Source organism: Dryocola sp. LX212 (assembly GCA_041504365.1).
Lineage (GTDB): Bacteria > Pseudomonadota > Gammaproteobacteria > Enterobacterales > Enterobacteriaceae > Dryocola.
Genome location: CP167917.1, coordinates 4,166,867 through 4,184,949, shown reverse-complemented (window position 1 = coordinate 4,184,949; position 18,083 = coordinate 4,166,867). Strand labels below are relative to the sequence as shown.

Annotated in this window: 21 protein-coding genes and 1 tRNA gene; 8 read left to right on the top strand and 14 right to left on the bottom strand. The window is 53.6% G+C overall.

What is annotated here, in order from left to right; all coding sequences use genetic code 11:
- Nucleotides 1-188 precede the first annotated feature (188 nt).
- From ACA108_20135 to aspA, 8 genes are all read right to left on the bottom strand, one after another.
- Nucleotides 189-656: a DUF6392 family protein gene (locus ACA108_20135; GenBank protein XEX95606.1), complete on the bottom strand. Its 468-nt coding sequence runs from the start codon at nucleotides 654-656 to the stop codon at nucleotides 189-191.
- Nucleotides 653-2,332, bottom strand: a complete 1,680-nt coding sequence (locus ACA108_20130) for an S-type pyocin domain-containing protein (GenBank protein XEX95605.1) — start codon at nucleotides 2,330-2,332, stop codon at nucleotides 653-655. Before ACA108_20130 ends, ACA108_20135 begins: the two co-directional genes overlap by 4 nt.
- A 406-nt stretch (nucleotides 2,333-2,738) precedes the next feature.
- Nucleotides 2,739-2,814 (bottom strand) — tRNA-Phe (locus ACA108_20125).
- A 112-nt stretch (nucleotides 2,815-2,926) separates the two neighbouring features.
- Nucleotides 2,927-3,502 (bottom strand): transcriptional regulator, encoded by a 576-nt coding sequence (locus ACA108_20120; GenBank protein XEX95604.1) that lies wholly within the window; start codon nucleotides 3,500-3,502, stop codon nucleotides 2,927-2,929.
- Between the two features lie 46 nt (nucleotides 3,503-3,548).
- Complete coding sequence (locus tag ACA108_20115; protein ID XEX95603.1) at nucleotides 3,549-5,312, bottom strand: protein-disulfide reductase DsbD; 1,764 nt, start codon at nucleotides 5,310-5,312, stop codon at nucleotides 3,549-3,551.
- Nucleotides 5,288-5,611, bottom strand: a complete 324-nt coding sequence (gene cutA, locus ACA108_20110; protein ID XEX95602.1) for a divalent cation tolerance protein CutA — start codon at nucleotides 5,609-5,611, stop codon at nucleotides 5,288-5,290. The genes ACA108_20115 and cutA overlap by 25 nt, the downstream gene beginning before the upstream one ends.
- A gap of 96 nt (nucleotides 5,612-5,707) precedes the next feature.
- Entirely contained in the window at nucleotides 5,708-7,009 is a 1,302-nt protein-coding gene (locus tag ACA108_20105) for an anaerobic C4-dicarboxylate transporter (GenBank protein ID XEX95601.1), read from the bottom strand.
- A gap of 118 nt (nucleotides 7,010-7,127) precedes the next feature.
- Nucleotides 7,128-8,564, bottom strand: a complete 1,437-nt coding sequence (aspA, locus tag ACA108_20100; protein ID XEX95600.1) for an aspartate ammonia-lyase — start codon at nucleotides 8,562-8,564, stop codon at nucleotides 7,128-7,130.
- Between the two features lie 338 nt (nucleotides 8,565-8,902).
- Here aspA and ACA108_20095 point away from each other — a divergent pair, with 338 nt between their 5' ends.
- The 4 genes from ACA108_20095 (at nucleotide 8,903) to ACA108_20080 (ending at nucleotide 12,013) form a co-directional block, all read left to right on the top strand.
- Nucleotides 8,903-9,400, top strand: a complete 498-nt coding sequence (locus ACA108_20095) for an FxsA family protein (protein ID XEX95599.1) — start codon at nucleotides 8,903-8,905, stop codon at nucleotides 9,398-9,400.
- Between the two features lie 136 nt (nucleotides 9,401-9,536).
- The gene (locus tag ACA108_20090) at nucleotides 9,537-9,830 is read left to right on the top strand and encodes a co-chaperone GroES (GenBank protein ID XEX95598.1); all 294 of its coding nucleotides are present in this window, start codon (nucleotides 9,537-9,539) and stop codon (nucleotides 9,828-9,830) included.
- 38 nt (nucleotides 9,831-9,868) lie between these two features.
- On the top strand, nucleotides 9,869-11,515 hold the full coding sequence (groL, locus tag ACA108_20085) for a chaperonin GroEL (protein ID XEX95597.1): 1,647 nt from the start codon (nucleotides 9,869-9,871) through the stop codon (nucleotides 11,513-11,515).
- A 141-nt stretch (nucleotides 11,516-11,656) separates the two neighbouring features.
- Entirely contained in the window at nucleotides 11,657-12,013 is a 357-nt protein-coding gene (locus tag ACA108_20080; protein XEX95596.1) for a DUF4156 domain-containing protein, read from the top strand.
- A gap of 70 nt (nucleotides 12,014-12,083) precedes the next feature.
- Here the strand turns inward: ACA108_20080 and epmB are convergent, their stop codons facing one another.
- Nucleotides 12,084-13,112, bottom strand: a complete 1,029-nt coding sequence (gene epmB, locus ACA108_20075; protein XEX95595.1) for an EF-P beta-lysylation protein EpmB — start codon at nucleotides 13,110-13,112, stop codon at nucleotides 12,084-12,086.
- Between the two features lie 40 nt (nucleotides 13,113-13,152).
- Here epmB and efp point away from each other — a divergent pair, with 40 nt between their 5' ends.
- The 3 genes from efp to ecnB all read left to right on the top strand — a co-directional run bounded on the left by efp (nucleotide 13,153) and on the right by ecnB (nucleotide 14,166).
- A complete protein-coding gene (gene efp / locus ACA108_20070; protein XEX95594.1) occupies nucleotides 13,153-13,719 on the top strand; it encodes an elongation factor P in 567 nt (188 codons plus the stop codon).
- Nucleotides 13,720-13,780: 61 nt separating this feature from the next.
- Nucleotides 13,781-13,915, top strand: a complete 135-nt coding sequence (locus ACA108_20065; GenBank protein XEX95593.1) for an entericidin A/B family lipoprotein — start codon at nucleotides 13,781-13,783, stop codon at nucleotides 13,913-13,915.
- Between the two features lie 104 nt (nucleotides 13,916-14,019).
- Complete coding sequence (gene ecnB, locus ACA108_20060; protein XEX95592.1) at nucleotides 14,020-14,166, top strand: lipoprotein toxin entericidin B; 147 nt, start codon at nucleotides 14,020-14,022, stop codon at nucleotides 14,164-14,166.
- 37 nt (nucleotides 14,167-14,203) lie between these two features.
- Here ecnB and ACA108_20055 read toward each other — a convergent pair whose 3' ends face one another.
- Nucleotides 14,204-14,800: a response regulator transcription factor gene (locus tag ACA108_20055; GenBank protein XEX95591.1), complete on the bottom strand. Its 597-nt coding sequence runs from the start codon at nucleotides 14,798-14,800 to the stop codon at nucleotides 14,204-14,206.
- Between the two features lie 288 nt (nucleotides 14,801-15,088).
- Between ACA108_20055 and sugE the strand changes: the two genes are divergently transcribed.
- A complete protein-coding gene (gene sugE, locus ACA108_20050) occupies nucleotides 15,089-15,406 on the top strand; it encodes a quaternary ammonium compound efflux SMR transporter SugE (protein ID XEX95590.1) in 318 nt (105 codons plus the stop codon).
- Here the strand turns inward: sugE and ACA108_20045 are convergent.
- The 4 genes from ACA108_20045 to frdC all read right to left on the bottom strand — a co-directional run bounded on the left by ACA108_20045 (nucleotide 15,403) and on the right by frdC (nucleotide 18,082).
- A complete protein-coding gene (locus tag ACA108_20045; protein ID XEX95589.1) occupies nucleotides 15,403-15,933 on the bottom strand; it encodes a lipocalin family protein in 531 nt (176 codons plus the stop codon). The genes sugE and ACA108_20045 overlap by 4 nt on opposite strands.
- 121 nt (nucleotides 15,934-16,054) lie before the next feature.
- On the bottom strand, nucleotides 16,055-17,215 hold the full coding sequence (gene ampC, locus ACA108_20040) for a CMY2/MIR/ACT/EC family class C beta-lactamase (protein ID XEX95588.1): 1,161 nt from the start codon (nucleotides 17,213-17,215) through the stop codon (nucleotides 16,055-16,057).
- A gap of 101 nt (nucleotides 17,216-17,316) precedes the next feature.
- A complete protein-coding gene (frdD, locus tag ACA108_20035; protein ID XEX95587.1) occupies nucleotides 17,317-17,676 on the bottom strand; it encodes a fumarate reductase subunit FrdD in 360 nt (119 codons plus the stop codon).
- Nucleotides 17,677-17,686: 10 nt separating this feature from the next.
- Nucleotides 17,687-18,082, bottom strand: coding sequence for a fumarate reductase subunit FrdC (gene frdC, locus ACA108_20030; GenBank protein XEX95586.1), 396 nt, complete (start codon nucleotides 18,080-18,082; stop codon nucleotides 17,687-17,689).
- Between the last annotated feature and the right edge of the window lies 1 nt (nucleotide 18,083).

Below are 18,083 nucleotides of genomic sequence, written 5' to 3'. Positions count from 1 at the left end.
GCTGTGAGGCAAGTCTATTAAAGATTCATGTCAGTCAGCCGTGTCATCTCGATACCGTTGAGGGATCAGGGCATGATTAATGATTCTGTCATGCATGATTCAGCTTTCTGTGATGACCTTAACGTTTCTTGTTCTGGATGAGGCTAGGCACGCTGGAAATGGCACCCCGAAAGGTGCCACTATGACAATTACCAGCGGAGTTCTGATGTTGGGAGAAAGGTTATCTTTCTAGCGTAATCGTTCAGCTCATAGTCAACCTGTAAAGTGAGCGGAATATGAAAGTCGAGCAACGTAAATCTTTCTGTCCAGCCAATCTCACGCCTTCCCCTTTTTCTAGGAGGAAGAGCTTTATCTGGTTCACCTAGCTGATTATGAACCCAAGGACGAGCCATCACAGGCTCCAGTGGCGTCGGTAGCGTATTCGGGAACACCCAATTCTTCTTTTCTTGGTCCAGCAATGTTAATGTGATTTCTTTCAATGTGTTGGAGTCGCGATGGAAGGCTAAAAAGACACCCTCTTTTGCCATATCAAGAGTAACAACATCAGAACCAGAGAAGCCTGTAGGCTTAGATTTGTATGGAATCAACCCAGCATCAAAGAGTTGCTCGTAAGTTTTCCCGAGGTTACGGATCAGACTTTCTACATTGACTGTCATTTTTTATATAGCTCCACGCTCTCATTCAACTCGTGTATTTTGGCCCTTGCTGCTTCCAGTTTTTCCTCGGTGATACCAGATTCTTTCAAGGCGGGCTTTATCACGTCAAAGTTTCGATCAGCAGCCGCTCGAAGGTCTCGGGAATCACGCTCCACTCTTCCCGGCCCCCTATTACGGCCCCCATAGGTTTCACTTATTTTCCTATGCACACCCTTTGGAATCACTATTGCAGCAACTTCTTTCGCTAACATTTCTAATTCCTTTTCGTCAGCATCGGGGTAAAGACGCTGATAATACAATCTAACGGCTGCTGCGGATGGCATGTGGTCAGCTTCGTATTCGCCCTGCCGCGAGCGGCCATTGAAGTTGATATAAAGCTCAACTTCCAGCAGTTCTACTGGAGGCTTGCTGAGATAGATGTAAATTGGCGGATGGACGTTGCCCGGAAACACCAGAATGTAATCCCGGAAGTCCTTTTCCTCGGGCAGTGGCGTGGTGGTGATGGCCACATTCTGAATATCCGGGTGCTCAAGCCCCGGTATCGTGACTGTTCCTGCCTGTGGGTTGTTATTCCCTGTATTCCAGCCGTTCTGTGACCCCGGCGCGTTCGCTGGTGTCCATGTGATTAATGGTTTATCACTTCGCTCGTCGCCCCAGAATTCATAGCTGCCATCGGTCTGCTTCTCCAGCATTCTGACTCGCACCTGATCACGACCACTGGCGGCAGTTGTGTGATAGCCAACCGCTTTCAGCCTCCCGCTATCGTCGTCAGTTATCCAGTTATAACGGACGCGGGTAGGGACGGTACCCTTGCTGTGAGCCACTTCCAGCAGGTTCTGAGGCGTCAGCAGGTCGCTCTGCTCGCCTTTGAGATTCGACTGAATGATGGCACCCATGACCACGAACGGCAGATTCATCGCCAGCCGTCCGTTCCAGACTTCGGGGCCGGAGAGGCGTTTCATGGAGTGGGTTAATGCTGTAGCGGCGTCCTGACTGGCTTTAGCTGTTGCTCCTCCGGCAGAGGCTGCCATCCCGGCTTCGACGGTCCCAGTAATGACTGGCGGCGGGGGGAGGGGCATCGCTCCAGCTTCACCAAAGAAAAAGCCTGTGACTTTATCGAAGAGTGATTTCTTCGGTGGCTCTGGTGGCGGTGCATTTTTCTTCTTCTTTGAGGCCTGTGCGTGTTGTTCTGGCTCAGGGTCTGGCTGAGTGGGTTGTGACTGATAGAAACTCATTTCGCCGATGTTGCTTTGTGGCTCTTCTGACTCCCCGGCATCGGTATTACCAGTACCACGCAGGACAGACTTTGCGAACACCGGGATAGCGGTTATAGCGGCGGCAGCTACTTTGTTAATGGGCCATTCCGCTGCCCGCTTGCGATGCTCCTTAAAAGGATCGCTCGGACTATCTTCCACCCAAATTGTCGTACTGCCCAGCACCTGATTGTTTTTACAGTTACAAAGTACCCGATCGCCTGTGGCTACGCAGGGTTTGTCTTCAGCGAAGTAATACGCAGTGCCATTGATCTGAAATGGCCCGTTGCAGGTTTCTTTTGGGCACCATGCCATATCGCCATTCAGGGCAATATTCCGTTCTTCAATAATCGTCGAGGAAGCTGAAATCACTTCACCGCCGCTCGTGGTTTTGTCTCCAAGCCTTACCAGTGCTCTGGTCATAATCCCTCATGAATCATATTGATATCGTAGGCATAATACCCAAAAGATGACTAAAGCTAAATCAATCAGAGTGAAAAATGTTCGGTTTGATATAGGGGTTGTTGTTGATAGCTGGGAGGTAGAGTTAGTGCTGGTGGTTTGCGTTTGGCTTCCGACCGGACAAAGACCGGATGTGGCCTTGCAGAAATGAATCCGTCAGCCGGGTACTCATGTGAAATATAGTGTCTAATGGGGATTTGAAGTCTGACAGACAAGGCTACTGCGACCAGAGGGGGGTTGCCACTTAGAAGAAATGTTTAGGCTAGATGGAAGAGGTAAAGCAGCGACATCAGCGGTCATCGCGACCAGATATCTACCGGAACCCAAGAAAGCAAAAACCCAGCCATAGGCTGGGTTCTTTAAAGAGTGGTGCCCGGACTCGGAATCGAACCAAGGACACGGGGATTTTCAATCCCCTGCTCTACCGACTGAGCTATCCGGGCAACGGGCCGCATTAAACCGTAAAGCCCGTTGGGCGTCAACGGCTTTGTCATAAAAAAGTGCTTAAACGACGCTAACTGCCTGCTTTTCAAACAGAGTGCTGAAAAGCTAGCCTCAGGTCAACGCGCCGCCTTTGCGGCACTGAGCAAAGCGCAGAATATCTTCCGCAAGACGTTGAGCGGTATCGATGTCCGCCTGGCTACGGTTGACCAGCAGCTTGCTCAGGCAGCCCTCCAGCACCAGGTCCATCTGATGTGCGACCATCACCGGATCGTCCACCTCAAGCTGGGTCAGCAGCTCGTGAGTGTACTCCCATGCCCTTTTTTTCTGCTGGTCGGCCAGCTGATGTATAGGATGGGAAGGATCGGGATAAAGCGTGCAGGCGGCAATTAGCAGGCAGCCGGGATAGCGCTGATGGTTCACGCATTCGGTCAGAGCCTCATAGCGCTTCATCAGCTTTTGCTCAATCGTCAGGGCATCATCCAGCATAAACTGGCGACGCCAGGCTTCAGCCTGCTGGCTCAGGTAGCGCAGCGCGTCATACAGCAGCGCTTCGCTGTCGGGCCAGTATTTTTCGATGACTTGCAGCGGCTGGTCTGCCTCACCTGCGACCATCTCCAGGGTGGTGCTGGCAATTCCTTCACGTTCAAGGACATGCAGGGCGTGCTCAAGTACGTCTTCGCGTTGCACGGTATTCTCCTCCGTCGTTCAACGGGTTATCCCACATTAGTGTTGTTTACTGCGCCTGATTGCGCAAATGCGTATCGAACGCGCTGGCGTCCATAAAGCCCGTGACGCGGGCGGCAGGACGCTCCTGGCCTTTGGCATCAAAGAACAGAATCGTCGGTAAGCCTAATACGTTCAGATGCTGTAACAGTGCCACATCCTGTGCGTTATTGGCAGTGACATCTGCCTGGAGCAGCACGGTATTGGCGAGCTGCTTCTGAACCTGCAGATCGCTAAAGGTATATTTCTCGAACTCCTTACAGGCCACGCACCAGTCTGCATAAAGATCCAGCATGACCGGTTGACCTTTGGCCTGCGCCAGCGCCTGGTCAAGCTGTTCGACGTTAGCGATACGCGTGAAGTTCAGATGGGGCTGGCTGGCGGTTACCGCCGTGCCAAATGCCCAGTCCTGCAGCGGCTTAGCACTGACCAGCGCTGCGCCCAGCAGGATGATTTGCACCAGGCGCATCCACGATTTGCTGGCCTGCAGGCTGGTGATAAACGCCCAGCTGAAGAATGCCACGCCCAGCAACCCCCACAGACGTACGCCCCAGACATCGCCCAGCACGCGTTCGAGCAGGAATACCGGCAGCGCCAGGATCACAAAGCCGAAGGCAATTTTGACCGTTTCCATCCACGGGCCGCTTTTCGGCAGCAGGCGGTTGCCAAAGACGGTAATCAGGATCAGCGGCAGGCCCATGCCCAGTGCGTACAGATAGAGCGTGCCGCCGCCGAGCCACATGTTCCCGCTTTGCGCGATATACAGCAGGATGGCGCTAAGCGGTGCAGTGGTGCACGGCGAGCAAATCAGGCCTGCTAATGCGCCCATCGCAAAAACGCCGCCCGCCGAACCGCCCTGCTGGCGGTTGCTCATCAGCGTAAGGCGCGTTTGCAGGGAGGAAGGGAGTTGCAGGGTGAACATCCCGAACATGGACGCCGCCAGCAGTACAAACAGCGCCGACAGGCCGATTAGCACGTACGGATGCTGCAGCGCGGCCTGAAACTGCAGCCCCGCGGCGGCAACCACCAGACCCAGAGCGGTATAGGTTAGCGCCATCCCCTGTACGTAGACAAAGGCCAGTAGCAATGCGCGCCCGGTGGACAGGCGTTGTTTACCGCCCAGCACGATACTGGAGATCAGCGGGTACATCGGCAGCACGCACGGCGTAAAGGCGATGCCGATGCCGATCAGGAATGCCCAGAGAGCGGAGAACGGAAGTGCGGTGCTGTCTGTGCTTCTCACCCCGGCCCTCTCCCCAGAGGCAGAAAGGGAGGAGGATTGCTCTGCGCGGGTTTGCCCCTTCTCCTGGGGGAGAGGGTTAGGGCGAGGGCGACTTTCTTCAGAAGCCACGACTTCACTCAGCGGAACAGTTTTTGTTTCCGGAGGGTAGCAGAATCCGGCTTCGGCGCAGCCCTGGTAGGTTACGCTTAGCGTCGCGCCCTTAGTGGCGGCGTTCACCGTCACCGGCAGGTTCAGCTTATGGGTGTAAATCTCGGTTTTGCCGTAGAACTCATCTTCGTGCCAGGCCGCCTTCGGCAGGACGGGTGGAGCAATCTCTGCCTGGGCCGGGTTGAGCTTGATCTGCTGGCGATACAGATAGTAGCCGGGCCTGATCTGCCAGTTCAGGTTGAGCTGGCTGCCGGACTGCTGGAAATCAAAGGCAAAAGCCTGGTCCACCGGGACGAACTGCGTTTTGCCCTGGTTATCGAACAGTCCTGCAAAAGTTTGCGTGCTGAAGAGCAGGAAGATCAGCGTAAAGATGCGTAGAGCCATGAGAGGTATTCACTATCTCCGTGGGTAACCGGCAGAACCAGTAATTCAGGTGTTTTGTAAGGATGGTGCGATTTCAGACAGGCCAGCAGCGCTTGCTGATGGTCGACGTCGCTTTTGAGCACCATCTGCACTTCATACTCCTGTTCCATTTTCCCTTCCCAGTAGTAGAGCGAGGTAGCGCCGGGTAGCAGGGTCACGCATGCGGCGAGCTTTTCAGCCAGTACGAGAGCGGCAAGCTCCTGTGCGGAGGCCTCATCCGGGGCAGTACACAATATGACAACGGCCTGGGTAGTCGACATCGCAAACCTCCTGTGAAGGGGAACTGCGGGTGACTATAGCACGGCGGGACGAGCGAGAAGAGAAAGGGCCGCAATGCGACCCTTGTTTTGGGACATTTACAGAATGAAGCTGCCCAGCAGGAAGCCGAAGCAGACCGAAAGCACAACGCCTATCGTGCCCGGAATAAAGAACGGATGGTTAAAGACGAACTTGCCAATGCGCGTGGTGCCGGTGTCGTCCATCTGCACTGCCGCGACCAGCGTCGGGTAGGTTGGCAGAATAAACAGGCCGGAGACAGCGGCAAAAGAAGCGACCGCGGTCAATGGCGAAACGTTCAGGGCCAGGGCCATCGGCATCAGCGCCTTAGCGGTAGCCGCCTGGGAGTAGAGCAGGGCAGAGGCGAAGAAGAAAATCACCGCCAGCAGCCACGGGTGACTCTGAATCACGCTACCGGCCGTCTCTTTGATCCACTCGATGTTGGCGGAAACAAACGTATCACCAAGCCAGGCCACGCCCAGGATACAGATACAGGCGCTCATACCCGCTTTGAAAGTGCTTGAGCTAAGGATGCTCTCAGTTTCAACGCCGCAGAAGACGGTTGTCAGCGTGGCGACGGACAGCATGATAATCAGGATCGCATTGGTGGTGTTCATCAGCGGCGTAGCGACCAGTCCAAGGCTCGGGCTGTTGATAATGGCGTAGATAACAACGCACACCACCCCAAGCAGGAACATCAGCACGGATGCTTTTGCCCCGGGTTTGATCTCCATTTGCTTGTCGCCACGCAGTTCGATAAGCCCCTCTTCCAGGCGCTTGCGGTAAAGCGGATCGTCAGAGAGCTTTGAGTTGAACAGCTTTGAGACCAGGAAGGACATGATCAGCACGGCCAGCAACGTGGAGGGGAGAACCACCGCCAGCAGGTGAATGTAGCTGACGCCGTGTCCCTCAAGCACGGAGGACATATACACCACCGCCGCCGAAATTGGCGACGCGGTGATGGCAATCTGAGCTGAAACAACGGCGGTGGACAGAGGACGACAAGGCTTAATGCCCTGTTCTTTTGCAACTTCTGCAATCACCGGCAGCGTGGCTAAAGAGATATTGCCGGTTCCCGCAAAAATCGTCAGAAAGTAAGTCACGATGGGGGCAAGAATAGTGATGTATTTCGGGTTCTTACGCAGCAGCTTTTCAGTCTGATTAACCAGGTAGTCAAGACCGCCCGCAATTTGCATCGCAGAGATCGCCGCGATCACCGCCATAATGATGGAAATAACATCAAAAGGGATATGGCCGGGTTTTACGCCTATCAGCGCCAGCACCAGCACCCCCAGTCCCCCGGCATAGCCGATACCGATACCGCCTAACCTTGCGCCAAGAAATATGGCTGCCAACACGATGATGAGCTCGATGACTATCATGGATGCTTCCTTGAAGATTAATGAGTTGAAAATGAGTTGTTGTATTATTGTGCTTATGAAACGAAAAAGGCACGTCGCGATGGACGTGCCTTTTGGCTTAGCTAGCTACTCGTGAATATCATTGTTCACTTTCATCCGTGTAGCGTTTGGCTTTGTAGACCGGGTGCATCAGGTTATGGACCGAAAAGATATCGTCCAGCTCTGCTTCCGTAAGCAGGCCGCGTTCCAGCACAACTTCGCGCACGCTTTTCCCCGTCTCCGCGCAAATCTTCCCGACGATGTCACCGTTGTGGTGGCCAATGAACGGGTTCAGATAAGTCACAATACCAATCGAGTTGTAGACGTAGCTCTCACACACTTCTTTATTCGCGGTGATGCCGTTGATGCATTTTTCCAGCAGGTTGTAGCAGGCGTTGGTCAGGATGTGGATAGACTCAAACATCGCCTGGCCAATCACCGGCTCCATGACGTTAAGCTGCAGCTGACCCGCTTCGGAGGCCATGGTTACGGTAATGTCATTACCGATGACTTTAAAGCACACCTGGTTTACCACTTCCGGCACTACCGGGTTCACCTTAGCCGGCATGATTGAAGAGCCAGCCTGCAACTCTGGCAGGTTGATTTCGTTCAGGCCGGAGCGCGGGCCGGAGGAGAGCAGGCGAAGGTCGTTACAGATCTTCGACATTTTTACCGCCAGGCGTTTGAGCGAACTGTGCACCATGACGTAGGCGCCGCAGTCGGAGGTTGCCTCAATCAGGTCTTCTGCCGGCACACACGGCAGGTTGCTGACTTCCGCCAGTTTCTGCACGGCCAGCTGCTGGTAGCCCTCAGGCGTGTTCAGACGCGTACCGATTGCCGTCGCGCCGAGGTTAACTTCCAGCAGCAGCTCTGCGGTGCGCAGCAGGTTTTTCGTCTCTTCGGTCAACAGGACGTTAAAGGCGTGGAACTCCTGACCCAGCGTCATCGGTACCGCATCCTGCAGCTGGGTACGGCCCATTTTCAGGATGTTTTCAAATTCGACAGCCTTACGCTGGAAACCGTCGCCCAGCTGGTTAATGGCATCGATGAGCTTAATGATGGAGGCATAAACCGCGATGCGGAAACCGGTTGGGTAAGCATCGTTGGTGGACTGGCATTTATTGACGTGGTCGTTCGGGTTGAGGTACTGATACTCACCTTTCTGGTGGCCCATCAGCTCAAGCCCGATATTGGCGAGTACTTCGTTGGTGTTCATGTTAACGGAGGTACCGGCCCCGCCCTGGTAAACGTCTACCGGGAACTGATCCATGCATTTGCCGTTGTTCAACACTTCGTCACAGGCCTGAATAATCGTGTTGGCAATACTTTTCGGGATGGTCTGCAACTCCTTGTTCGCCATCGCTGCCGCTTTCTTCACCATGACCATGCCGCGCACAAACTCAGGGATGTCGCTGATTTTGTTGTTACTGATGTAGAAGTTTTCAATCGCTCTCAGAGTATGAACGCCGTAGTAGGCGTCCGCTGGCACTTCCCTGGTACCCAACAAATCTTCTTCGATACGAATGTTATTTAACATGTGAACCTTCTTTTTCAAGCCGCCAATAAATGTACCGTTTTCACGCACAGGATGTGTGGTCGTGAGATGAATAGACCGAAGAATATGTCCATAATCGGTCTCCATGCCGTGATGATATGCTGATCATAGCGAAAAGCAGCTATCTGGATCACTTATTAAAAGCGACATCATATAACAATTATTAATATGTGATTTCGATCAACAGATGAAGATTTCTTGAAAAATAAGCTGGTGGTTAGATTGATTTTTGGCTAAAGCGTCACCATCTGTTAACAATGCGTTGGTGCTGACCCTTTCGCAGGTGCACTGGTGCGCCTGCTTTATTACAGGAGAATACGGTGCGCTGGATACCGTTAATTGCTATTTTTCTCTATGTTTATATAGAGATATCCATATTTATTCAGGTCGCTCATGTGTTTGGCGTCCTGCTGACCCTGCTGCTGGTCATCTTTACCTCCATCATTGGTATGTCGCTGGTGCGCAACCAGGGCTTTAAAACCTTCCTGCAGATGCAGCAAAAGATGGCGGCTGGCGAAAGCCCAGCGGCTGAGATGATTAAGAGCGTCTCGCTGGTGCTGTCCGGCTTCCTGCTGCTGCTGCCTGGCTTCTTCACGGACTTCCTGGGCCTGCTGCTGCTATTACCGCCGGTCCAGAAGCATCTGACCATGAAGCTGATGCCTCATCTGCGCTTCTCCCGTATGCCCGGCGGTGGTTTCAGCACGGGTGCGGATGGCGGTCAGACCTTCGACGGTGAGTACCAGCGTAAGGACGATGGCCCAAAGCGTCTCGAAGAGCTTGATGATTCCCGTGATAACGACGATCGTCACAATCGTTAAAAATTATAATTTTTTTGTTTTCCCCCCTTGAAGGGGGGGAGGCGCATCCCCATCTCTCACCTCACCAGCCGATAACCCATCTGGGCCGGCGTTACCCAAACAATTGATACTGACTTTCTCAAAGGAGAGCTATCACATGAGTATTCGTCCACTACACGACCGCGTCATCGTCAAGCGTAAAGAAGTTGAGTCCAAGTCTGCAGGCGGCATCGTGCTGACCGGTAGCGCAGCAGGTAAATCAACTCGTGGCGAAATCATCGCTGTCGGTAAAGGCCGCATCCTGGAAAACGGTAACGTGCAACCGCTGGACGTAAAAGTCGGCGACATCGTGATTTTCAGCGACGGTTACGGTGTGAAGTCCGAGAAGATCGACAATGAAGAAGTGTTGATCATGTCCGAAAGCGACATCCTGGCAATTGTTGAAGCGTAATCCGCAGGCAAATTAAACGAATTTAAAGGAAAAGAAGAATGGCAGCTAAAGACGTAAAATTCGGTAACGACGCTCGTGTGAAAATGCTGCGCGGCGTAAACGTACTGGCAGATGCAGTGAAAGTGACCCTCGGTCCTAAAGGCCGTAACGTGGTGCTGGATAAATCTTTCGGTGCACCGACCATCACTAAAGATGGTGTTTCCGTAGCACGTGAAATCGAACTGGAAGACAAGTTCGAAAACATGGGCGCGCAGATGGTGAAAGAAGTGGCCTCTAAAGCGAACGACGCTGCGGGCGACGGCACCACCACCGCTACCGTACTCGCTCAGTCAATCATCACCGAAGGCCTGAAAGCTGTGGCTGCGGGCATGAACCCAATGGACCTGAAGCGCGGCATCGACAAAGCGGTTATCGCTGCGGTTGAAGAGCTGAAAGCGCTGTCCGTACCTTGCTCCGACTCTAAAGCTATCGCTCAGGTTGGTACTATCTCTGCTAACTCCGACGAAACCGTGGGTACTCTGATCGCTGAAGCGATGGAGAAAGTGGGCAAAGAAGGCGTAATCACCGTTGAAGAAGGCACCGGCCTGCAGGACGAGCTGGACGTGGTTGAAGGTATGCAGTTCGACCGTGGCTACCTGTCTCCGTACTTCATCAACAAGCCAGAAACCGGTTCTATCGAACTGGACAGCCCGTTCATTCTGCTGGCTGACAAAAAAATCTCCAACATCCGTGAAATGCTGCCAGTTCTGGAAGCCGTTGCGAAAGCGGGTAAACCATTGCTGATCATCGCCGAAGATGTTGAAGGCGAAGCGCTGGCTACTCTGGTTGTTAACACCATGCGCGGCATCGTGAAAGTGGCTGCTGTTAAAGCACCAGGCTTCGGCGACCGTCGTAAAGCAATGCTGCAGGATATCGCTATCCTGACCGGCGGTACCGTTATCTCTGAAGAGATCGGTATGGAGCTGGAGAAAGCGACCCTGGAAGATCTGGGTACCGCTAAGCGTATCGTTATCAACAAAGACACCACCACCATCATCGATGGCAGCGGTGAAGAACCTGCGATTGCTGGCCGCGTCTCCCAGATCCGTCAGCAGATCGAAGAAGCAACTTCTGATTATGACCGCGAAAAACTGCAGGAGCGCGTAGCGAAACTGGCTGGCGGCGTTGCGGTAATCAAAGTCGGTGCGGCTACCGAAGTTGAAATGAAAGAGAAGAAAGCTCGCGTTGAAGATGCTCTGCACGCAACTCGTGCTGCGGTAGAAGAAGGCGTTGTGGCTGGCGGTGGCGTTGCGCTGATCCGTGTAGCTTCTAAGCTGGGCGAACTGCGTGGCGTGAACGAAGACCAGAACGTGGGTATCAAAGTTGCATTGCGTGCAATGGAAGCTCCGCTGCGTCAAATCGTGCTGAACTGCGGCGAAGAGCCATCCGTTGTTGCTAACACCGTGAAAGCGGGCGACGGTAACTACGGCTACAACGCAGCAACCGAAGAATACGGCAACATGATCGACATGGGTATCCTGGACCCAACCAAAGTGACCCGTTCTGCTCTGCAGTACGCGGCATCCGTGGCTGGTCTGATGATCACCACCGAGTGCATGGTTACCGACCTGCCTAAAAGCGATGCGCCTGATTTAGGCGGCGCTGGTGGTATGGGCGGCATGGGTGGCATGGGCGGCATGATGTAACCCAAAGCACCTTGTGTTAAAGAACCCTCAGTCAGAAATGGCTGAGGGTTTTTTCTTTTGGGCCTCAGTCTGGTATAAGGTCATACCGGGTGATAATGGCCCACGACTACATTGAACACAGCATTGATTACGGGGAACAACATGCGCATAAAAGTTTCAGCAGGAATGGCTGTGGCAGCGTTGCTGCTGGCGGGATGCAGTACCAGCAATAACGAGCTGAGTGCCGCGGGTCAAAGCGTTCGCTTTGTTGAAGAGAAGCCGGCCAGCAATTGCCAGCTGTTAGGCAGCGCCAGCGGTGAGCAGAGCAACTGGTTATCTGGTCAGCACGGCGAAGAAGGCGGCTCGATGCGCGGCGCGGCAAATGCCCTGCGTAACAATGCGGCCGCAATGGGCGGTAACGTGATTTATGGCGTCAGCAGCCCAAGCCAGAATCTGCTGTCGAGCTTCGCGCCGACCGCAAGCGTCATAAACGGGCAGGTGTATAAGTGCCCGAACTGATGTGATTTTGCCCTTATCCCGGTTGTTTTCTCCCTCGACCCTTTGGGGAGAGGGCTGGGGTGAGGGGAAATCAGCTCTGCCGCAGCTGCAAATCCAGCGGCGTCTTACTCGGTTCTCCGCCAATCTCACGGGCCAGTTTCGGCACCATATAGCCCGAAACCAGCGTCAGCAGTTCACGCATAATCTTTCTTGCCTGGTCGTCACTGACCATGAAATGTGCCGCGCCCTGGACCTTATCCAGCACGTGCAGGTAATAAGGCATTACGTCCGCATCAAACAGCGCATTGCTCAGCTCTGCCAGCGTCACGGCGCTGTCGTTCACGCCCCGCAGCAGCACGCTCTGATTAAGCAGCGTGACGCCCACCTTACGCAGGCTTGTCATCGCTTCACGAAACTCCTCGCCAATCTCCTGAGCGTGGTTAATGTGGTTCACCAGCAGCACCTGAAGGTGTGAGCGGGCAATACGAGCCACCAGCGTTTCGGTAATACGAGCCGGGATAACGATGGGCAGCCGGCTGTGAATGCGCAGGCGCTTAATATGCGGGATGGCTTCCAGTTCGCTCAGCAGCCAGTCCAGCTCGTGATCTTTGGCCATCAGCGGATCGCCGCCGGAGAAAATAATTTCGTCCAGCTCCGGGTGTTCGCTGATATACGCCAGTGCGGTCTGCCAGTTGCGCTTATTGCCCTGATTGTCGGCATACGGGAAGTGGCGACGGAAGCAATAACGGCAGTTAACGGCGCAGCCGCCTTTTACCAGAAGCAGAGCGCGGTTGCGGTATTTATGCAGCAGGCCGGGCACCACGCTGTGCTGCTCTTCGAGCGGGTCGGTGCTGAATCCAGGGGCGGCAACGAACTCTTCCTGAGCGGTTAATACCTGGCGCAGCAGCGGATCGTGCGGATTTCCTTTTTCCATGCGGGCCACGAAGGCGCGCGGGACGCGAAGGGCGAAAAGTCGACGTGCGTCACGGCCTGCCAATAGCGCTTCGTCGGCATCTACATTTAAAATGTGCAGCAGTTCATCAGGATCGGTTATAACATCGGCAAGTTGCGTTAACCAATCTTCTCTGCGAGGGGGATTTAGGGTTACAATGTGTGCCATTTTTTGGCTAAGCTACCAATTAACAATTTCAGAGGGCCTTATGGCGACTTATTCTAGCAACGATTTCCGTGCCGGTCTTAAAATCATGTTCGAAGGCGAACCTTACGCTGTTGAATCCAGCGAGTTCGTGAAACCAGGTAAAGGCCAGGCATTTGCCCGCGTGAAAATGCGCCGCCTGCTGACCGGTACCCGCGTTGAGAAAACCTTCAAATCTACCGACTCCGCCGAAGGCGCAGACGTTATCGATATGAACCTGACTTACCTGTACAACGACGGTGAGTTCTACCACTTCATGAACAACGAAACCTTCGAGCAGCTGGCTGCGGACGAGAAGGCTATCGGCGATAACGCGAAATGGATGCTGGACCAGGCGGAATGTATCGTTACCCTGTGGAACGGCCGTCCAATCGCCGTTCAGCCACCAAACTTCGTTGAGCTGGAAATCGTTGAAACCGATCCAGGCCTGAAAGGCGACACCGCAGGTACCGGCGGTAAACCAGCTAAGCTGACTACCGGCGCCGTGGTTAAAGTGCCATTGTTCGTACAGATCGGCGAAGTCATCAAAGTTGATACTCGTACTGGCGAATACGTCTCTCGCGTTAAGTAATTCACGCGTGATCGCGGCGTGGCTTTGTAGGCTGCGCCGCAGCTAGCTGAAGGCAGGGAAGATGAATTCTAAGCTTAAGTGTTTCCTTTTTATCGCATTCCTGGCGTCGTTTCTGAGCGGTTGTAATACCACGCGCGGCTTCGGCGAAGATCTGCAGCACCTCGGTGGCTCCATCGAGCGCGCGGCGAACAAATAACTTCCAAAACTCCTAAAAAACCTCAGGATTGACCTCAGCTTTCCATTTTTTGGCTATGATTAAGTGGCTATACACAATCACATCGGCAAAAAAGGAAAAAGGTCATGCTTAAGAAAACTATTGCAGCGTTCTTTTCACTTGTGGTGCTGTCGTCATTACTGACCGCTTGTAATACCACGCGCGGCGTTGGTGAAGATATTCAGGATGGCGGTAACGCGATTTCTGGCGCGGCAACGAAAGCGCAGGACTAACTTGTGTCGTTACGGTACGGCAGTCTTTGCCGTACCGCTATTCTACTGCTGTTAACGGCGGCGATATAAATAAAGAAAATCGGTTATCCGCCCCAAGCTTCATCCTTATATTCCGTTTGTAGGAATAAACTGTTTTTGTGCTTATGCCCATAACACGGGCAATCATCTCATTACTCACCGCCTCCGACCATAATTTTAAAATTCTTTCCTCTCGTAACGTCAGCAGTGGCGCAATGCTATTCTGGCGAAATCTGAAGGGTGGGCGCGAATGAATAATTCGCCCTGTTAACTCCCGTAGCTCACTCAGTGGGATGGATTTACTGACGACTTCCGCCGTACCCCATTGTCGACAATAGTGCTCAATCTGCTGATGCTCGCCGCTTTGCATGACCATCAGGCGCGTTGACTTCCCGCAGGCGGAATAGATAGCGGAGAGCTGCTGAATGCTGTGCAGCATCCCTGAAAAGCCAGAGAAGTCGGCTATCACCATATTCGGCTGCCACTCTATTATTTTCTCCCGTGCCTGCAGTAAATTATCGGTTTCGGCAATGCAGAATATATTATCTCTATTCATTAATTCTTTTATTCCCTGGCGGCTATAAATACAGCGATCGATCAATAATATTTTAAGCATAGTTAAGCTTCACGACGTTCATTATTGCAGCCTTTACAGGGACGGAGAGGAACGCTTAATCATAGGAGTACTCTCCGTCCGTTGAAGTGCGGAACTGCGTGACGATCGTGAGCTAATTCCAGGCTTAGCAAGGGCTGAGGGGGCATCGCTTCTTTCAAAAGAGAGAAGCTCTGCGGGATTTTCCTTGTCCGAGCCGGGTGCTAAACTGTTCTCTTCGCATCGGCCTTGCGGGACGACCCGCCTGCGCTTCTTCTTATTTCGGGGACGACCCCTTCACAAGGAGCGGTTATGTCCTGGTTTGTTCTGTTTATTGCTGGTCTTCTGGAAGTGGTCTGGGCCGTCGGCCTGAAATATACCCATGGCTTTAGCCGCCTGTGGCCAAGTGTGATCACCATTGTGGCGATGGTCCTGAGCATGGCGCTGCTGTCATGGGCGATGAAAACGCTGCCGACGGGAACGGCCTACGCGGTGTGGACGGGTATCGGTGCCGTTGGGGCGGCCACCACGGGGATTCTGCTGTTAGGTGAATCGGCAAGCCCGGCCCGCATCGCGAGCCTGGCTATGATCGTCATCGGCATCATCGGCCTGAAGCTCAGCACCCACTAGCCTTTTTGCTGGATCCACAGGAGCTTCTCGACCGGGAAGCCCTGACGGGTCGCGGTATCCAGCATCTGCTGTTTTACTTCCGGAGTGATGGTCGGCGTGCGGGAGAGTATCCACAAATAGTCGCGGTTCGGCCCGCAGACCAGCGCGTGGCGATAATCTTTATCCAGCGCAATAATGTTATAGCCGCCATAGAACGGGCCAAAGAACGATACCTTCAGCGCCGCCCGATCGGGGCTGCCCGTAAAGTACGCTTTACCAATGCTCTGCTGCCATTTCTGCCGATCAGGATTAAAGCCCCGGTTCACCACGCGTATTCCATCGTCGTCCATCAGGCTGTAAGTCGCCGTGACCTGCTGTAGGCCGCGCTCAAAGCTATGGTCGAAACGGGCAATTTCATACCACTGCCCGAGATAGCGTTTAGCATCGAAATTATTGACCACCGTGACGTTTGGCGGCGGGGTGGGGGTGCTACAAGATACAACCAATAGGGCCACTGAGATGGCAGAAACGATCGGCCAGATGCGCATAGCTTAATCCTTGTCAGCTTTTTGCTAAGTGTAGATGCTGGTTGGGAATAAAAAAGGTTTGTCGCTGCCAGTTTTGTCGGGTGGATAAGCGCAGGCATTATCCACCCTATATTTCAGTACGCTAACGTGCACCTGACTGCTGTAGCGCCTGTAAAATACTATATGCCGCTTTAACACGCTCAGGATTGGGATAGTTTTTGTTTGCCAGCATCACTATACCGAGCTGCTTTTCTGGAATAAATGCGGCATAAGCGCCAAACCCGTTGGTTGAACCGGTTTTATGCACCCATGATGCCGGGTTAACGGGAGCGGGAGGATTAATGGCCACGACAGGAGTGGCGGCTAATGCGACCTTATTATCGCTACCTTTAATAACCGTGTCGGCATTGACTGGCCAGTTCAGCATTTCCCAGCCAAGCCCCTGATACATGCTCCCCGCCTGCCAGTAGCGTGCTTGTGCAAGCCCGATACCTTGTTGCAAAGTCTTATCCTTTACCTGCTGCGGTTTCATATTCACCTGAACCCAGCTTGCCATATCTTCGATGTTGGTTTTTACGCCATAGGCTTGCGCATCCAGCATGCCGGGCGAGACGCGTACTGCCTTACCGTCACGGTAACCCCAGGCATAATGCTTATTTTCAGCATCGGGGACTTTCAGCCAGGTATGCATGAGATTCAGCGGCTGGAAAACTCGCTTCACCATCGCCTGTTCAAAGCTCATTCCTGAAGGCTTCGCCGCGAGCGCGCCGAACAGGCCGATACTTGCGTTGGAATACAGGCGTTTGGTGCCGGGTACCCAGTCTGGCTGCCAGTTTTGACAGAACTTGAGCAGCGATGCCGGGTCGTTAGCCTCATCCGGTACCTGGAGCGGCAGGCCCCCCGCCGTATAGGTTGCAAGATGAAGCATGCTGATGTCTTGCCATTGTTTACCGGTTAATTCTGTCCAGTATTTCGTTGCCGGGTCGCTCATTTTAATTTCGCCCCGAGCGACAGCATCACCGCCGAGCACGCCGGTAAAGGTTTTACTCAGTGAGCCAAGTTCAAAAATCGTCTGCCTGGTCACGGCCCTGTCACCGGCCACATCCGCTTTGCCGTAGGTGAAATAGTACGACTCACCCTGATAAATCACCGCCACTGCCATCCCGGGGATATGCTGTTCTTTCAGCAAAGGCATGACGGTATTATTTACGATATCAGCAAGCGGCTCCGTCGATGACGTCGCGGCAAACGAAGAGGTTGAAGTGGCGAGCAGCAGCGCGCAGCAAAGTGGAGCCTTCATCATGAGAATATCCCTGAAGTAGTAAGCAAGGGCCAATCATACGCGTTGCCTCCAACAAAATAAAAAAGGCCTGCGCGAAGGCAGGCCCTGATGCCGTAGGTGACTTAAAGCGTAATCACGCCGATCAGCGTCACAACTGTCAGAATCGCAGCAAGGCCATAGAAGACCCATTTGCCGGACGGCACATGGATTTTCAGGTCGTGCATGGCATGGTGAATACGGTGTAGCCCGCACCACAGCGGCAGCACTATCATCAGGAAGATGAACAGGCGGCCGATGATGCTCTGGGAGAACGCCAGCACGCGTTCATAGCCCAGCGCATCGCCGGGGTACAGACCCAGCGGCAGCATAATACCGACCAGCAGCACTATCACGGGCGCGATTATCGCCCCCCACATGCCGCCTGCGCCAAATAGCCCCCAGAATACCGGCTCGTCGGAGCGTTTCGGATTGGGATTGATCATAACGTCCTCCTTACCAGAACAGGGCAACAAAAAGAATAACAACCGTGGCAACCGCAGTTACCGCCCATAGCCCTTTAATGACCGGCTCCGGCCCCATTTTTTCATCTTTAACAATGATGTTGGCGGCCTTCGGCGCCAGCTCATACCAGGTTTTGGTGTGCAGCAGCGCTGCCGCCAGGGTGATGACGTTGAGGATCACGACGATGGGGTTTTGCAGGAAGCTGACAAATCCCATCCAGCTGTCCGGGCCGCTTTTCAGGGCAAACAGCCCGTAAATCAACACGAGACTGAACCAGACCGTCGGCACCGCCGTGCCTTCACGCAGCATGTAAAAACGGTAGAAGCCCAGTTTTTGCCACCACGTTGGTGTCATGGGGCGAACATACGGCTTACGTTTCGTGGTCATT

Coding starts and splice junctions, on each gene's coding strand:
- ACA108_20135 (XEX95606.1), bottom strand. CDS start 656: ATGACAGTCAATGTAGAAAGTCTGATCCGTAACCTCGGGAAAACTTAC.
- ACA108_20130 (XEX95605.1), bottom strand. CDS start 2,332: ATGACCAGAGCACTGGTAAGGCTTGGAGACAAAACCACGAGCGGCGGT.
- ACA108_20115 (XEX95603.1), bottom strand. CDS start 5,312: ATGGCTCTACGCATCTTTACGCTGATCTTCCTGCTCTTCAGCACGCAA.
- cutA (XEX95602.1), bottom strand. CDS start 5,611: ATGTCGACTACCCAGGCCGTTGTCATATTGTGTACTGCCCCGGATGAG.
- ACA108_20105 (XEX95601.1), bottom strand. CDS start 7,009: ATGATAGTCATCGAGCTCATCATCGTGTTGGCAGCCATATTTCTTGGC.
- aspA (XEX95600.1), bottom strand. CDS start 8,564: ATGTTAAATAACATTCGTATCGAAGAAGATTTGTTGGGTACCAGGGAA.
- ACA108_20090 (XEX95598.1), top strand. CDS start 9,537: ATGAGTATTCGTCCACTACACGACCGCGTCATCGTCAAGCGTAAAGAA.
- groL (XEX95597.1), top strand. CDS start 9,869: ATGGCAGCTAAAGACGTAAAATTCGGTAACGACGCTCGTGTGAAAATG.
- ACA108_20080 (XEX95596.1), top strand. CDS start 11,657: ATGCGCATAAAAGTTTCAGCAGGAATGGCTGTGGCAGCGTTGCTGCTG.
- epmB (XEX95595.1), bottom strand. CDS start 13,112: ATGGCACACATTGTAACCCTAAATCCCCCTCGCAGAGAAGATTGGTTA.
- efp (XEX95594.1), top strand. CDS start 13,153: ATGGCGACTTATTCTAGCAACGATTTCCGTGCCGGTCTTAAAATCATG.
- ACA108_20065 (XEX95593.1), top strand. CDS start 13,781: ATGAATTCTAAGCTTAAGTGTTTCCTTTTTATCGCATTCCTGGCGTCG.
- ecnB (XEX95592.1), top strand. CDS start 14,020: ATGCTTAAGAAAACTATTGCAGCGTTCTTTTCACTTGTGGTGCTGTCG.
- ACA108_20055 (XEX95591.1), bottom strand. CDS start 14,800: ATGCTTAAAATATTATTGATCGATCGCTGTATTTATAGCCGCCAGGGA.
- sugE (XEX95590.1), top strand. CDS start 15,089: ATGTCCTGGTTTGTTCTGTTTATTGCTGGTCTTCTGGAAGTGGTCTGG.
- ACA108_20045 (XEX95589.1), bottom strand. CDS start 15,933: ATGCGCATCTGGCCGATCGTTTCTGCCATCTCAGTGGCCCTATTGGTT.
- ampC (XEX95588.1), bottom strand. CDS start 17,215: ATGATGAAGGCTCCACTTTGCTGCGCGCTGCTGCTCGCCACTTCAACC.
- frdD (XEX95587.1), bottom strand. CDS start 17,676: ATGATCAATCCCAATCCGAAACGCTCCGACGAGCCGGTATTCTGGGGG.
- frdC (XEX95586.1), bottom strand. CDS start 18,082: ATGACCACGAAACGTAAGCCGTATGTTCGCCCCATGACACCAACGTGG.